Raw genomic sequence first — 14,712 nt, 5'->3', positions numbered from 1 at the left:
CATACGCGCACCCCGCGTTTTGATCGGAATATAAAAGGCGGCGGGATAGGGCAAACACCATCCCGCCGCTTTTTTTAGGCCTTCGGATATCGCGCACCATACATAGGGTGAATTGACACAAAGCACGGAAAAACCCATGTTGCAGGTTCACCAAGGGGAGCCTCGACAGGAGGCTGAGAAACTGCCCCGTGCGATCAAAGCACATGCGCAGTGACCCGTTGAACCTGATCCAGTTCATACTGGCGTAGGGACGGTGCGAACGTTGCCAACATTTTAAACAACGTTCTCCATCATTCCGACTTCGAACTGGGTCTCCAACGCTGCGACACTAGACGCATTGGAGCCTCGATATGACGACCGACCTTTCCCAAACCACAACCGATCTATATGAGCGCATGCGTGCGACCAATCCGCTGGTCCAGTGCATCACCAATTATGTTGCGATGAACTACGCCGCCAATGTTTTGCTGGCGGCGGGCGCCTCCCCCGCCATGGTCCACACGCCCGAAGAATCCGGTGAATTTGCCACCATCGCCGGCGCATTGACCGTCAATATCGGCACCCTGTCGCCCAACTGGGTCGAAGGCATGATTGCCGCGGCAAAATCGGCCAACACTGCAGGCAAACCATGGGTACTTGATCCGGTCGCACATTTTGCAACCGGATATCGTCAGGGCACGACGACCGAGCTTCTTAAACTCAACCCCACCGTCATTCGCGGCAATGCATCGGAAATCATCGCCCTTGGCGGCGGACAAAGTGCCGGTCAGGGTGTCGACAGTGGCGATCCGGTCGAACAGGCCGAGGATGCCGCACGCACCCTTGCCACCGCGCAAAAGGCGATTGTGGCTGTCACCGGCGAGGTTGATTTCGTCACCGATGGCACGCGGTCTGTGCGCATTGCCGGTGGATCGGACCTGATGCCGAAAATCACCGCCATGGGCTGTGCGTTGACCGCCCTTACCGGCGCCTATGTCGCCATCGCGCCGGATCAGGCGTTTGAGGCAACGGTTGCCGCCCTTGCCAATTTTGCCGTTGCGGGCGAAATTGCCGCCAAATCGGCAAACGGCCCGGCATCGTTCATGACGGCCTTTGTCGACGGGCTCTATACCCTTGATGCAAAAACTTTTAACGCCAACGCCCGGATCACTGCCCAATGACGTCCTTTGACCTTTCGCTGTATCTGGTTCTCGACCCTGATCTGTGCCGGACCCATTCGATGGTTGAAACCACCATGGCCGCAATCGCCGGTGGGGCAACGATTGTTCAGTTGCGCGACAAGAAAGTCGGCACCGAGGGCCTTATCCGGATCGGGCGTGAATTGATGGATGCCATGGCGGGCAGCGGTGTGCCGTTGATTGTGAATGACGATATCGATGCGGCCATCGCGATTGGCGCCGATGGCCTTCATGTTGGTCAGGATGACATCTCCGCACAAACCGCCCGCGAACGCCTTGGCCGTGACAAGATCATCGGCCTTTCAATTGAAAATGAGGAAGTCGCCCGCAAGGTTGACCCTTCGATTGTCGATTATGTTGGTGTCGGCCCCATCTTTGCCACCGCGACCAAACCCGATCACAAACCCGCCATCGGCTTTGACGGTTTGGCGCACCTGATCAAGATTGCCAAACGGCCATCCGTTGCCATTGGTGGACTTAAACAGGACCATGTCGATCGGGTTTTTGCCGCAGGTGCCAACGGGCTTGCCGTGGTCTCGGCGATTTGCGGGCACCCGGATCCCGAGGCCGCGGCACATAAAATCGCAACCGAAATTATGGCCACAAAGTCGGCATTTGCCCCTTGAAATCTGGCGAATGTGCCATGTGAACCAGAGATATTTGCATTATTCTGCCCAATGCCCGTTTCCGTAAATGGTTGCGGGCATTGAATTTTTGGGCCCATGCATGGCTGCCCATCGCTCAAAGCACGAACCGGCACGGAAATGCCTCAATTGCGCCGCGAATTCTTCTGCTTCGGGGGGCATCTTTGGGGCATGGAAAATGCACAAACGCGCGAGGGATATCATGTTGAAATCTTTGCGTAGCAAACCGGTTGCCATTGCCCTGGCCTCTATCTTCATGGGCACGACGGCCGCCTTGGCTGCAATCAAGATCGCCCCGAAACCGACCACCGACAGTGTGACTGTCTATTCGGAAATACCCGAGGGTCAGGTGATTCTAAGCCATCAGGATGGCACGATTGCCTTTAATCGAAATTGCAAAAGCTTCCCCTGCCAGCTTGATATCTCATCGCTGTCAAAGGGCGAATACGATGTCATGATCCGCAATGGCACCGACATCCAGCAAATGGTCGCCTTGTATAAGGAATAACTCCCGATCAACACAACGGCGGTATCGTCCCCTTCCCCGTCCCTGTCCCCGTCCCCATCCCCGATGCCGGATGGAAAATTTGCGATCTTTTGGGAACGTTTTTCCATCTGACAAGTTCATCATACAGGGTTGGACAATCGCCCGTTGCCACACGCGACATTGCATTAAAGCGCTGTTGTCCTAGATAAAGGCGACAGACATCTTCTTTGCCGCGATGATGAAAGCCCGCAACAAAGGTTTACAACAGGTTGCACGGGAATTTAACTTTCATCCAGCGCGCAAAAAGGGATATGTTGCGTTACCGCACAGACCAATAATGAAAGTCGAGGAACTGTATCATGGCATTTGAACTCCCAGCACTTCCGTATGCACACGACGCGCTTGCACCAGTCATGTCGGCTGAAACCCTTGAGTTTCACCATGACAAACATCACAACGCCTATGTTGTGAATGGCAATAAGCTGCTCGAAGGGTCGGGCCTTGAAGGCAAGTCGCTCGAAGAAGTCGTTGTTGCTTCCTATGGTGACGCGGCCAAAGCCGGTCTTTTCAACAACGCTGCCCAGCACTGGAACCATATCGAGTTCTGGAAGATGATGAAGAAAAATGGCGGCGGCAACCTTCCGGGTGAACTGGAAAAGAAAATCGTCGAAGATTTCGGCTCTGTCGATGCCTTCAAAGAAGCCTTCGTACAGGCCGGTGTCACCCAGTTCGGTTCGGGCTGGTGCTGGCTTGCAATGGACAAATCGGGCAAACTGGTTGTGACCAAAACCCCGAATGCGGAAAACCCGCTGGTCCACGGTCAGACCCCGCTGCTCGGGTGTGATGTTTGGGAACACTCCTATTACATCGATTACCGCAACGCGCGCCCTGACTACGTCAAAGCGTTCCTCGACAGCCTGGTAAACTGGGAATATGTCGCAGAACGTTTCTCCAAAGCTGGCTAATCAAGCCTTACGCTTTGAGACAGAATTAAAGAAAGCGGCTCCTTCGGGGGCCGCTTTTTTCGTGTTCGGAATTCATCGGGTTTGCTTGTCAGCAAACCGTTTCTCAAACATCGCCACAACATCGTCATGCGACACCATCGACGTAGTGCCTTCCTCAATGCTTTGTAAGCGTTCAGCGATCAGCTTTACTTGCCATTCCTGATAATCTTCATCTACCGTCCTTGAATCCTTGCTCATGGTTGGGCCTCTGTTTGCGATGTCACATATCGTATTCTATCGCGCTTCCGCCCAAACAAAAACACCGCCAGTTTCCCGGCGGTGTTTTCTGTAATCAAACCTGATCAGACACGCGATCAGATATCGAATTTAATACCCTGTGCGAGCGGCAACTCACGGGAATAGTTGATCGTGTTGGTCGCACGGCGCATGTAGCCTTTCCATGCGTCCGAACCGGACTCACGTCCACCACCGGTTTCTTTCTCACCGCCGAACGCACCGCCGATTTCCGCACCCGAAGGGCCGATATTGACGTTGGCAATCCCGCAATCAGACCCGACGGCTGACAGGAACAATTCGGTTTCGCGCAGATCGGTCGAGAAGATGCAGCTCGACAAGCCCTGCGGCACGTCATTCTGAAGCGCGATGGCTTCTTCAAGCGTCTCATAGGTCATGACATAGAGGATCGGCGCAAAGGTTTCATGCTTCACCGTGTCCGTCTGACCGGGCATTTCAACCACCGACGGGGTGACATAGAACGCATTCGGATATTTGGACTCCAGTGTGCGTTCGCCGCCATGGACGGTGCCACCATCTTTTTTGGCGTTGGCAAGGGCGGCCTGCATGTTGGTGTAGGCGTCTTCGTCAATCAGCGGCCCCACCAGCACACCGTCTTCAAGCGGATCACCAATGGAAACCGATTTGTAAGCCGCGATGATTTTCGGCAACAGCTCGTCCTTGACATCCTTATGGACAATCAGGCGACGCAGGGACGTGCAGCGCTGACCACAGGTACCAACAGCCGAGAACACCACCGCACGCACCGACATATCGATATCGGCTGACGGGGTGACGATCATGGCGTTATTGCCACCAAGCTCAAGGATGGTGCGGCCAAAACGCTGGGCCACACGCGGGGCAACTTCGCGGCCCATACGGGTCGAACCGGTTGCCGAAATCAGCGAAACATCCCGGCTGTCGGTCATGATTTCACCGATTTCACGGTCGCCAACAACCACCTGATGCAGGTCGGCCGGGGCATCGCCAAATTTCGCGATCGCTTTTTCAAGGATCTTCTGACAGGCAAGGGCGGTAACCGGGGTTTTTTCCGACGGTTTCCAGATCACGGCATTGCCGCACGCCAGCGCAAGGGCGGTGTTCCATGCCCATGGTGCCACCGGGAAGTTAAACGCGGTGATCAGGCCAACAACACCCAGCGGATGCCAGTTTTCCATCATTTTGTGGCCCGGACGTTCGGACGCAATCGTCAAACCATAAAGCTGACGCGACAGACCAACTGCGAAATCGCAGATATCAATCATTTCCTGAACTTCGCCAAGACCTTCCTGATAAATCTTGCCACATTCAAGCGACACCAGACGCCCCAGTGGTTCTTTGGCTGCGCGCAGCTCTTCGCCCAGAATACGCACCAGCTCACCACGGCGCGGGCCGGGCACCTGACGCCATGCGCCAAACGCCTTTTTGGCATTACCAATGGCATCACGCATTTCGGCCGGCGTGGTTTCGGTAACAGATGCGAATTCCGAACCGTCAACCGGGGTCTGAACGCTTAGCGTGCCATTGGCAATCTCTGCCTCGGACAGACCAAGCTCGGTCAGGATGGATGTGTAACTCACAGTAAAACTCCCTTCTTTTAAAACTCTTTGGCGATCATCGCCGACCGCTCAATCCGCAATTCCGGCCAGTTCAGGCAACAATTTGCCGATAATGGCAAAGGCCTCATCGACCTGATCAAACGGAATGGTCAAAGGTGCCAGCAGGCGCACCACATTGGCGTGTTCACCACTTGGCATTAACAATAGCCCGTTTGCGCGGGCCCGTTGCAACAAGGTTTGCAGACGCTTGGCCGATGGTGTGCCGTCATCTGCAATGATTTCAAAGGCGCGCATCGCGCCAATTCCGCGCATATTGCCAATCACATGCCCACCGGGCAGATCGCGCAACCATGCAATATGGGTGGCATATTTCTCGCCAAGCTGCTTGGCGCGCAGCAAAATCTTTTCATCGCGCAAAACATCAAACACCCCGGTCGCCGCCGCACAGGCCACCGGATTGCCCGAATACGTCCCGCCAAGCCCACCAGGGGCCAGCGCACTCATGACATCCTTCGCCCCGGTAATCGCCGCCAACGGAAAGCCCCCGCCGATCCCCTTGCCCATCACAAGGATATCAGGGGCCACCCCGGCATGCTCCATGGCAAACATCTTGCCCGTGCGGGCAAAGCCCGACTGGATTTCATCGGCAATCAAAACCATGCCGTTGGCATCGCAGAACGCCCGCAATTCGATCAAAAATTCCCGATCACAGGCGCGAAAACCGCCTTCCCCCTGCACCGGCTCAATCACAATAGCGCCCACCGATGCGGGATCGGCCGATACCGCAAACAGTTTGGCAAGGGCGGCCATGCCATCCTCAACCGATATACCGGTTTCTGGGCAGGGATATGGCAAATGCCAAACCGGCCCCGGAAGCGGGCCAAGCCCGGTTTTATAAGGCTTGGTTTTCCCCGTCAGCGCCAAGGTCGCCAGTGTCCGTCCATGAAAACCGCCTTCAAAGGCAATCACCCCGGTCCGCCCGGTAAAGGCACGCGCGAGTTTAAGCGCGTTTTCCATCGCCTCGGCCCCGGAATTGGTCAGCATGGATTTTGCCGGACCTTCAATCGGGCAATTGGCCGCCAGCCAATCGGTCACCGCGACATACGGCTCATGGGGCAGCGCGTTAAAGCAGCTATGGGTAAAGCGGTCGCACTGCTTGGCCACCCGCTCCATCACCACCGGATGGCGATGACCGACGGTTAAAACCCCGATCCCGCCGATAAAATCGATATAGCGGTTGCCATCAACATCCCAGGCCTCGGCATTCAACGCCCGATCCAGATAGACCGGATGAAGATTGCGCACACCCTCAGACACCGACCCGGTCTTGCGATCACGGAGCATGGTGCTGGCGTTTGCTTCTGTGGTGCGATCATCACGGGGCATGTGGGGCGTGCTCCGGCCATTTGGGTTAAAGGTTTGATTTCGCAATATCGTTACGAAATCGAATTAAACTAAATTAAATAACATTGAGCTCAAGCACCGGCGCATTGTCGCGAATGCGTTGATAGCCAAACACCGACAGATCAAGGGTCTCATAGCCCCCCGTGGTGATCAGTTCGGCAATCCCGCGCCCGACTGCCGGGCTTTGCTGCAATCCGTGGCCGGAAAATCCGTTGGCGAAAATGAAATTCGCAACGTCCGTGTGGCGGCCCAAAATCGCGTTCTGATCGAGCAGGTTATAGGCATAATGCCCGGCCCAGGCATTGATGACCTTGATCGCCTCAAACCGTTCGCACCGTTCATACAGACCCGGCCAGATGATGTCGTCAAACAGGCTGTGATCGACGTCAAAATCCCAGCATTCCGGATCACGCTCCTTGGGCGGGGCAATGCCGGTGATGAAAAATTCGCCTTCGGGGCGAACATAAAGCCCGCTTGGATCAATCAGCATCGGGCAACTGGCATTGATGTCGGCCGCATCCCGGCAATCAAACACGAAAATGCAACGTTTGCGTGGCTCGACCGGGATTTCAAGGCCCGCCATTCCGGCCAGTTTGGAACACCCGGTTCCCGCCGCATTGACAAGCTGGCCACAGCCAAACCGACGACCGTCTTTTAACACAACACCGGTAATCTGATCGCCATCGCGCAGGACCTCGACCACTTCACCGTCGATATACTCCGCACCGCGACGGCGCGCCTGTTTGCGGAATGACTGCATCAGGCAATAGGCATCAAACCATCCCTCACCCGTGCGGCCCCAACAACCCGCCGCCAAATCCGATGTATTCATCCATGGGTATTTGGCCGCCAGCTCATCGGGCTCCATCCAGACAATATCGCCGCCAAATTCGGTTTGGGTCGCATGGTTATGGCGCAGGATATCGCGGCCATCATTGGTGGCCAGAACCAGATAGCCCTTTTCATGCAGGGAAATGTCAACGTCCGAGTCAAGGTCGCGTTTCAAATTGCGCAGGAACTCGATGCCATACCCCGACATTTCAATATTGATCGGGGTTGAAAACTGCTGACGGATTGATGCGGCTGACAAGGCGGTCGAACAAAATTCGTAATTGGGATCTTTTTCGATCACCAGAACCCGGCCCTTGAAGTCATCCCGTCCGGTCAGATGCCATGCGATGGAACTGCCAATAACCGCACCACCGACAATGATCACATCGTAATTTTGCGCTTCTGAACCCATTCTCGCCTTCTACCCGATAAACTGTGCAGGCCTTCTGGCCGTTCTTGATGTTTCAGGATGCGCAGGATGACCGAAAAAGGGTCTTGAAAGGGTTTCTCCTTCCAAATAATTATCAATTCCCGATAATCATGCGCTCTGGCCCATGACCCGAACGCTTCATCTGGCAGCACGCGGGGGCTTGGAACCGTTTAAAACGGTACGCCTTGGAAGAACAGCAAACAAACGATATATTCGCACCACATCATTCCATTTAGTCATGAACCGGAATTTGCCCCATGCGTCGCGTCCTGCCATCTTTAACGGCCCTGCAATTCTTTGAAAGTTCGGCACGCCATCTTTCCTTCACCCGGGCCGCCGAAGAATTGAACGTGACCCAAAGTGCGATTAGCCGCCAAATCCGCGCGCTCGAAGAATATCTCGGGCGGGATTTGTTTCGCCGGATCAAAAAACGCCTGAAACTGACCGCCGCGGGCGAAGCATACGCCGCACAGGTGCGCGATCTTCTGGATCGGGCCGAGGCCGCAACCTTGCAGGTCATGGCCTATTCCGATGCGGGCGGGATGCTCACGGTCGGGACATTACCGACATTTGGCGCACGCTGGCTGGTGCCGCGTCTGGGGGACTTCAAAGCCACATGGCCCGATATTCAGTTAAACCTGATCACCCAGACCCGCGAATTTAATTTCGACCGCGAAGGCATCGACATCGCCATTCATTTTGGCGATGACAATCTGCCGGGCTGCAAGTCCCATCGCTTGATGGGCGAAACCCTGATCGCGGTCTGCGCACCCAAAATACTGAAAGAAAACGACGATTTGCCCATTGCCCGTGAACGGGTGCGCAATTGCACATTGCTGCAACATTCCACCCGTCCGCGCGCATGGCAGGACTGGCTGGCCGCAACTGGCGTTGCCGTGGTTGATGAGTTGGCCGGTCCCCGGTTTGAACATTTCCACATGGTCATTCAGGCCGCTGTTGCCGGACTTGGACTGGCTCTTTTGCCGGAATTTCTGGTGCGTGAAGAACTTGAAAGCGGGCGCTTGGTCGCCCCGTTTGATGTCTCAATCCCCAACCATCACGCCTATTACGTGGTCTATCCACAGGAAAAGGAAAACAACTTTGCTGTCCGGGCGTTTCGCGACTGGTTACTTGCCACCTGCAAAACTGAACAGGAACAGCTTACCCGCCCACAATCGCTGGTCTCCTCACAGGCGACTGTAAAAGAGATTGCCGATTGAAACGCTGAACCCTACAGTTCCTGTGCTTACATATTGGGTTCAGACCCTAAACAAGCCATCAAAAGGCTGACAGGTAAGAAGCTTGGCAGAACTGCCAGGTTGTCATGGGGAAAAGGGAGTTCAGGTTGTGTCGCTGCTCGAGGATCGTCTTGAACGTTACAATGTTTTGCCCGCAACCTTTGAGATTTTGCACAAGGCATCCCGTGATGTTCAGGGTGGGTCAGCAAAACGGGCAGCACAGTTCTACGAAATCATTTCGCAAAACCCCTCCCCACATCAGGCGGTTATTGATGATGCGGTCCGTAAAGACCTCACCAACAGCCTGCAAACCCACTGGCAAAACCTGTTTGATGGCAAACTCGACGACGCGTTCGTCCGACAATCGATTGAAATTGGTCAACGCCACGAAGAATACGGCATTACCCCAAAGCTTTACATTGCCGCTTATAACGCCGTTACCGATGCGCTGATTGAAACAATCATCCTGAAATTCCGCTGGCGGTCGGGGGATGCGGCCCGGATTGTCACGTCCCTGACATCGGTGATGTTGCTTGATATCGAACTGACCCTGACGGCCTATTGCGATGCCAGTGCAGGCAAACACCACACCACGTCGGAAAATGCCTTTGCCGATCAGCAACTTGATCGCACCATGGATTTATCGGTCGCGATTAATGAAAGTGCTATTTCCAATGCCCGAATGATGAATGTCATCGAGGACGTTGACCGCCGGGCACAATCAATCTCGGCTGCCGTCGATCAGATGGTTTCAGGCATCAGCAACATTGCCGAAAATGGCAAGGTGGCGGCCCAAAATGCACAGGATGCCATTACCGTTACCCGCACCGGTCAGGAAACCGTGCGCGAAGCCGTTTCAAGCATGGACGAAATCGCCCATGCGGTCAGCGATGCCTCCAAACGGGTTGATGTTCTGGCCGAGGCGTCGCAAAAAATCGGCGAAATCGTTGAACAGATCGAAGCCATCGCATCGGAAACCAATCTTCTGGCACTTAACGCCACCATCGAGGCCGCCCGCGCAGGCGAAGCCGGTAAGGGCTTTGCCGTGGTTGCCAACGAGGTCAAAGCCCTAAGCCAGCAAACCGCACGTGCCACCGAAAGCATCCGCGAACGCATTGCCAATCTTCAGGGCGAAACAGACGGCATTGTCGATGCCATGAACCTTGGCACCGATGCGGTATCACGTGGGCAGGATGTCATGGGGGAAGTTGCCCGTGAAATGGGTGAAATCGGCACCAAGATGGAAGACACCACCCAGCGCATCGCCGATATTTCCAATATTCTGGGCGAACAAAACATCGCAACCGATGCGGTGCGCGATGGCATCACCGGCATTGCCAATCAAACCGGCGGGCAGGTCAGTGCGATCCGGTCGGCCATTGAAACCGTTGGCGAGGTCGAAGGCCTGATTGATCAGCAGGTTTCCGAACTGGTGCAATATGACATCCCCAACCGCACGATCCGAAGTGCACGCGCCGAACATGCGGTCTATTTCAAAACCGTCGCCGAAGTTCTGGCTGGCCTCACCGATGCGGACAAGGTCGAGATGGGGACGTCTGATACCTGCCGGTTTGGCAAATGGTACGACAGCCCGGCAGCCGATCCGTTCCGCAAACTGCCCGGATTTGCGGCCGTCCGTGCCCCGCACGAAGCCCAGCATACCGCGGGTCACGCGGCCCTTCATGCCTTTGCCAATCGCGATCAGGACGCCGCCGAAACGGCCTTTGCCCAGATGGAAAATGCAACGCAGGATGTTTTGGCCGCCTTAAAGCAACTGGCCGAAGAAGCCCGCGACATTCACCCCGACGCCGCCTGACTGACCAGCACAGCCGCACCCTCTGGACCATCTGGATCGGGGATCGCCCGGATGGGGCTTTTAAAAACAGTCGAAAGCAAGTCAGGCGTCATAACATCGCCCACCGCCCCTTGCGCAACCATTTCCCCACCCTGCAAAACAGCAACCCGGTCGGCATAGGCCGTGACCTGATTAAAATCATGCAGGATCATTAAAACCCCCACCCCGTTCTGGCGGGCTTCGCGCCGCGCGACCGAAAGCAGCGCATGCTGATGGGCAACATCAAGTCCCGATGTCGGCTCATCAAGCAACATAAACCTTGCCTGATCGCTCTTTGGCGCAAGGATTTTATCGTTGGTCGGTGCCGTTTCTGACAGGTTGCTATCATCCATGCCCCACACTTGCACAAGGGCGCGGGCAAGGTGGACGCGTTGTTTTTCCCCGCCCGACAACGCCGGATAGGCGCGATCTGCCAGATGCCCGATATCGGCAAGGGCAATCGCCCGTTCGACCAGTGTCTGATCATGCTTGCGCGTTGATATCTTGCGAAACGGCGACCGGCCAAGGGCCACAACATCGCGCACGGCAAAGGGAAATGTCATTGACGTTGCTTGTGGCATCACCGCACGTTCCTGCGCCAGTGTCAGTGCGGGCTGCTTTGACACATCGCGACCGTTCTGGGTGACGGTCCCGTGGGCAACGCCGTGTTCACCGGCAAGAACCTTTAACAAGGTCGATTTCCCCGCCCCATTTGGCCCCAAAACCGCCAAAACTTCCCCCGCAACCAATGACACGGAAATATCGCGCAACAAATACCGCCCACGGGCCAGAAAACTGATGTTGTGCGCCGTCAGGCTCATATCCGCCGCCTTTTCTTTTCACGCATCAAAAGGCCCAGGAAAAACGGCCCGCCAACAATCCCGGTGACAAGCCCAATCGGCAATTCGGCCGGCAAAACAATGATCCGGGCGACCGCATCCGCCCCGGTCAGGATCGCCGCCCCGCAAATCGCCGATGCGGGCAGGACATAACGGTTGTCCGGCCCGGTGACCAAGCGCACCAGATGGGGGGCGACCAGCCCGACAAAGCCGATAATGCCCGATACCGCCACCGCCGCCCCGACGACCAGCGCGGTCACCACGGTCGCCCGGCGTTTCAGACGTTCAACCTCGATCCCAAGATGGCGGGCTTCGGCTTCGCCCAGTAAAAACAGGTTCAGCGACGTCCCAAGACTGACAAGATATCCCGCACCAACGGCGATGATCAGCAAGGCCGGTCCGTCCGCCGGTCCATTGCCCGATAATGCCCCCATTTGCCAGAATGTCAGGCTGCGCAACTGGGCATCGTCGGCCATATAGGTGAAAACACCCACCCCGGCAAAGGCAATGGCATTGATCGCCACCCCGATCAGCAACATGATCGCCGCATCGGTATGCCCGTCCTGACGCGATAAAACCCGGATCACCCCGGTTGCTAAAACAGCCCCGGCGAATGCGGCCACCGGCACACCATATGGCCCCACAACCGGGTAATAGCTGCCCAGAATGATATGACCGGCAACAATCATCGCCACCGCGCCAAAGGCGGCACTGGCCGACACCCCGATGATGCCGGGATCGGCAATTGGATTGCGAAACAGGCTTTGCATCACCGCCCCAGCAAGGCCAAGTCCCGCCCCAATGATAATCGCGCGCAGAATCCGGGGCAGCCGCAAATGATCAAGGACACGGGCATCAAATGCCTCAATCCCCGTTCCCATCAAACCCATGCGGTGCAGGATGTGATGGATGACATCGCCCAGATCAATCGGGGCACCACCCGTCCCCAGCGAGATCACCGTCACCACCAGCAGCCCCACTGCCAGAAACATCAGAACCATGACCGACCGATTGATTGGTATGTGCATCCAAGGCGATGCCACCATCTTCTTCACGCCGCTCACTGTGCCTGTTCAGCCTGATGCAGGGACGTCGCCAAAGCCCGGATTTCCGATGCCGATGACGGACCAAAACCCAAAATCGTCGACGACGACACAGTCAGGACATGACCCTTTTCCACGGCCTTGTTCAGGCCGAGAACCGCATGGTTTTTCAATCCGTCAATTCCGCCCAACTGATCGATTGTTGATTGGGCGACCAAAACATAATCCGATGTATCTGCGGCAATGATTTCCGATGACACCGGTTTAAAACCGTCAAACGCGGCCATGGTATTGCGCCCGCCAATCAAATCGATGATTTCAGCTGCGGTTGTGTTTTTCCCGGCTGAAAGTGGCTTGCCATGACCGACTGCCATCAAGAAAACGATGCTTGGGTGATCGTTGGTGGCAAGGCTGGCCAGACTGGCAATATCGTCGTTCACCTGTTTGGTTAAAAGGGCCGCTTCATCCTGACGCCCCAGGGCTTCTGCCACCATGGCAATCGCATTGGGCAGGTTTTCCATCCGATCAAGCGATGGCAGTTTGACGATCTTGATGCCAAGATCGGTCAGTTCCTGTAACACCGGATCGGGACCGGACTTTTCCACCGCCACAATCACATCGGGTTTCAGACTGATGATGCCCTCCGCTGCCAGTTGGCGCATATAGCCGACCTTGGGCAAACTTGGCACTGGGTCTGGCCGCGTACTTGTGGTATCGGTCGCAATCACGCTGTCCCCGGCCCCAAGGGCAAAGACAATCTCGGTCGCAGGTGCGCCCACCGTGATCACGCGTTGGGGCTGCTCAGCCGAAAATGCCGGCAGGCACAAGCCAATCAACCCGATGACGGCCAGCGTAAATCCAAAAATCGCGCGCATGAGTTACTCCGCCACTTTGGCCGCTGCTGATGAATAGCGCGGCAGGCTTTCGGCCAGTTTTTGCCAATCGGGATTTTCCGGGTCCTTGGGTTTGCGCTCACCACAGAAAATCACGAAATTGTTTAGCTCTGCGTCATACAGCTCAATCGTTGTCACCGTGCCTTCGCGGATCGGTTTGCGCACGATCCAGGCTTCTGCAATCAAATCCATCCGCAGATGCAGGGTAAAGCTCGGATCCATGATATTGATCCAGTCGCCCATTTCACGAATGGTATTGATCGGCCCGGTATGGATTTGAATGGCGCCACTGTTGCCAACAAACACCATGATCGACAGATCGCTTTTTGCCGCCGTTTCCAAAAGGGTTTTAAGCGCGTCATTGCTCAGCCGTTCGGCGAATTCTTCGCCCACCAGTCGCATGCCCTGATGGCGGTCAACATTGAAATCTTTCAACAATCCGTGGAACTGATGGACATCGGTCATGCTGCGCCAATGGGCACGCAGGTTTTCGACATCAACATCCCCATCCTTGCGGGTCACCTGTTCGGGCAAGGGTGGTAAGGTCTCAATACCCGGCATCTGATTTTCGGCCTTAAAATCGGCAATCAGGGTGTCGTAGGCCGCTTCATTGGAATGACCGGTCAAAAAGACTTTGTGGATGGCCGTGCCATCGTGATCAAAGAACTGGAAACTGCGCCGACGTCCCGCACGCGGATTATGGGTTTCAACCGCAAACCCATGCCCCCAACGCCCCAGAAACAGGCGCAGGTCAATATCCCCGTTCAGAACAAGGCCCATTTCACCGTTGATGCTGACCGCGCCGAACGTGCCGGTTTTTTCATGCACGACATTGACGTTGCGGGTCAGGATCTTGACCTCGCCCAGCTCTTCCAGCCGGGAAATCAGATCGCCCCAGTCCGCATCAAGACGCGTTACGTTTTGTCCAATGCCTGCGGCAACCAGTTCGCCCTCGGTCAAACCAAGTTCGGCGGCAATGTCCACCGCATAGCCTTTTGCCGCGCCCGCAGAGAACGCAGACCAGGCTTCATCGGCTGTTTTAAAATTGTTTTGTGTCATGGCGTTTAAGACCCTCCTTAAAGATCAGACGATGC

Annotated in this window: 14 protein-coding genes and 1 riboswitch; of the genes, 6 read left to right on the top strand and 8 right to left on the bottom strand. The window is 55.8% G+C overall.

The window, feature by feature from the left end; translation table 11 throughout:
* Positions 1–143 precede the first annotated feature (143 nt).
* A riboswitch (TPP riboswitch) is annotated at positions 144–268 on the top strand.
* An 82-nt stretch (positions 269–350) separates the two neighbouring features.
* The 4 genes from thiM (at position 351) to COO92_RS09545 (ending at position 3,274) form a co-directional block, all read left to right on the top strand.
* Complete coding sequence (thiM, locus tag COO92_RS09560; RefSeq protein WP_101301628.1) at positions 351–1,160, top strand: hydroxyethylthiazole kinase; 810 nt, start codon at positions 351–353, stop codon at positions 1,158–1,160.
* A complete protein-coding gene (gene thiE / locus COO92_RS09555; protein ID WP_101301627.1) occupies positions 1,157–1,804 on the top strand; it encodes a thiamine phosphate synthase in 648 nt (215 codons plus the stop codon). The genes thiM and thiE overlap by 4 nt, the downstream gene beginning before the upstream one ends.
* A gap of 220 nt (positions 1,805–2,024) precedes the next feature.
* On the top strand, positions 2,025–2,330 hold the full coding sequence (locus COO92_RS09550; protein ID WP_101301625.1) for a hypothetical protein: 306 nt from the start codon (positions 2,025–2,027) through the stop codon (positions 2,328–2,330).
* 338 nt (positions 2,331–2,668) lie between these two features.
* Positions 2,669–3,274, top strand: coding sequence for a superoxide dismutase (locus tag COO92_RS09545; RefSeq protein ID WP_022732770.1), 606 nt, complete (start codon positions 2,669–2,671; stop codon positions 3,272–3,274).
* Between the two features lie 72 nt (positions 3,275–3,346).
* On the opposite strand, the gene COO92_RS22065 is transcribed toward COO92_RS09545, so the two are convergent.
* From COO92_RS22065 to COO92_RS09530, 4 genes are all read right to left on the bottom strand, one after another.
* Positions 3,347–3,511, bottom strand: a complete 165-nt coding sequence (locus COO92_RS22065; protein WP_165792312.1) for an addiction module protein — start codon at positions 3,509–3,511, stop codon at positions 3,347–3,349.
* 116 nt (positions 3,512–3,627) lie between these two features.
* Positions 3,628–5,127: an L-piperidine-6-carboxylate dehydrogenase gene (gene amaB / locus COO92_RS09540; RefSeq protein ID WP_206186385.1), complete on the bottom strand. Its 1,500-nt coding sequence runs from the start codon at positions 5,125–5,127 to the stop codon at positions 3,628–3,630.
* 48 nt (positions 5,128–5,175) lie between these two features.
* Complete coding sequence (locus COO92_RS09535; RefSeq protein WP_101301623.1) at positions 5,176–6,492, bottom strand: aspartate aminotransferase family protein; 1,317 nt, start codon at positions 6,490–6,492, stop codon at positions 5,176–5,178.
* A gap of 73 nt (positions 6,493–6,565) precedes the next feature.
* The gene (locus COO92_RS09530; RefSeq protein WP_101301622.1) at positions 6,566–7,753 is read right to left on the bottom strand and encodes an NAD(P)/FAD-dependent oxidoreductase; all 1,188 of its coding nucleotides are present in this window, start codon (positions 7,751–7,753) and stop codon (positions 6,566–6,568) included.
* A gap of 275 nt (positions 7,754–8,028) precedes the next feature.
* Here COO92_RS09530 and gcvA point away from each other — a divergent pair, with 275 nt between their 5' ends.
* Both gcvA and COO92_RS09520 read left to right on the top strand, forming a co-directional pair.
* Positions 8,029–8,991, top strand: coding sequence for a transcriptional regulator GcvA (gcvA, locus tag COO92_RS09525; protein WP_240626388.1), 963 nt, complete (start codon positions 8,029–8,031; stop codon positions 8,989–8,991).
* Between the two features lie 127 nt (positions 8,992–9,118).
* A complete protein-coding gene (locus COO92_RS09520; protein ID WP_165792311.1) occupies positions 9,119–10,825 on the top strand; it encodes a methyl-accepting chemotaxis protein in 1,707 nt (568 codons plus the stop codon).
* On the opposite strand, the gene COO92_RS09515 is transcribed toward COO92_RS09520, so the two are convergent.
* The 4 genes from COO92_RS09515 to COO92_RS09500 are packed head-to-tail and all read right to left on the bottom strand — an operon-like array spanning position 10,807 to position 14,677.
* Positions 10,807–11,664 carry a heme ABC transporter ATP-binding protein gene (locus tag COO92_RS09515; RefSeq protein WP_101301619.1) on the bottom strand — a complete coding sequence of 286 codons (858 nt, stop codon included), beginning with the start codon at positions 11,662–11,664 and terminating at the stop codon, positions 10,807–10,809. The two genes, COO92_RS09520 and COO92_RS09515, sit on opposite strands and share 19 nt — an antisense overlap.
* Positions 11,661–12,710 carry a FecCD family ABC transporter permease gene (locus COO92_RS09510; protein WP_101301786.1) on the bottom strand — a complete coding sequence of 350 codons (1,050 nt, stop codon included), beginning with the start codon at positions 12,708–12,710 and terminating at the stop codon, positions 11,661–11,663. The genes COO92_RS09515 and COO92_RS09510 overlap by 4 nt, the downstream gene beginning before the upstream one ends.
* Positions 12,711–12,742: 32 nt before the next feature.
* Positions 12,743–13,600 carry a heme/hemin ABC transporter substrate-binding protein gene (locus COO92_RS09505; protein WP_101301617.1) on the bottom strand — a complete coding sequence of 286 codons (858 nt, stop codon included), beginning with the start codon at positions 13,598–13,600 and terminating at the stop codon, positions 12,743–12,745.
* A 3-nt stretch (positions 13,601–13,603) separates the two neighbouring features.
* Complete coding sequence (locus tag COO92_RS09500; protein WP_101301616.1) at positions 13,604–14,677, bottom strand: hemin-degrading factor; 1,074 nt, start codon at positions 14,675–14,677, stop codon at positions 13,604–13,606.
* Between the last annotated feature and the right edge of the window lie 35 nt (positions 14,678–14,712).

Source organism: Thalassospira lohafexi, assembly GCF_002844275.1.
GTDB classification, from domain to species: domain Bacteria; phylum Pseudomonadota; class Alphaproteobacteria; order Rhodospirillales; family Thalassospiraceae; genus Thalassospira; species Thalassospira lohafexi.
This window is presented reverse-complemented; position numbering and strand designations above follow the sequence as displayed.

Bases quoted from the DNA above. Each gene is read 5' to 3' on its own strand.
- COO92_RS09530 (WP_101301622.1), bottom strand. From the start codon at position 7,753: ATGGGTTCAGAAGCGCAAAATTACGATGTGATCATTGTCGGTGGTGCG.
- gcvA (WP_240626388.1), top strand. From the start codon at position 8,029: ATGCGTCGCGTCCTGCCATCTTTAACGGCCCTGCAATTCTTTGAAAGT.
- COO92_RS09535 (WP_101301623.1), bottom strand. From the start codon at position 6,492: ATGCCCCGTGATGATCGCACCACAGAAGCAAACGCCAGCACCATGCTC.
- COO92_RS09500 (WP_101301616.1), bottom strand. From the start codon at position 14,677: ATGACACAAAACAATTTTAAAACAGCCGATGAAGCCTGGTCTGCGTTC.
- COO92_RS09550 (WP_101301625.1), top strand. From the start codon at position 2,025: ATGTTGAAATCTTTGCGTAGCAAACCGGTTGCCATTGCCCTGGCCTCT.
- COO92_RS09505 (WP_101301617.1), bottom strand. From the start codon at position 13,600: ATGCGCGCGATTTTTGGATTTACGCTGGCCGTCATCGGGTTGATTGGC.
- COO92_RS09545 (WP_022732770.1), top strand. From the start codon at position 2,669: ATGGCATTTGAACTCCCAGCACTTCCGTATGCACACGACGCGCTTGCA.
- thiE (WP_101301627.1), top strand. From the start codon at position 1,157: ATGACGTCCTTTGACCTTTCGCTGTATCTGGTTCTCGACCCTGATCTG.
- COO92_RS09515 (WP_101301619.1), bottom strand. From the start codon at position 11,664: ATGAGCCTGACGGCGCACAACATCAGTTTTCTGGCCCGTGGGCGGTAT.
- COO92_RS09510 (WP_101301786.1), bottom strand. From the start codon at position 12,710: ATGCACATACCAATCAATCGGTCGGTCATGGTTCTGATGTTTCTGGCA.
- thiM (WP_101301628.1), top strand. From the start codon at position 351: ATGACGACCGACCTTTCCCAAACCACAACCGATCTATATGAGCGCATG.
- COO92_RS22065 (WP_165792312.1), bottom strand. From the start codon at position 3,511: ATGAGCAAGGATTCAAGGACGGTAGATGAAGATTATCAGGAATGGCAA.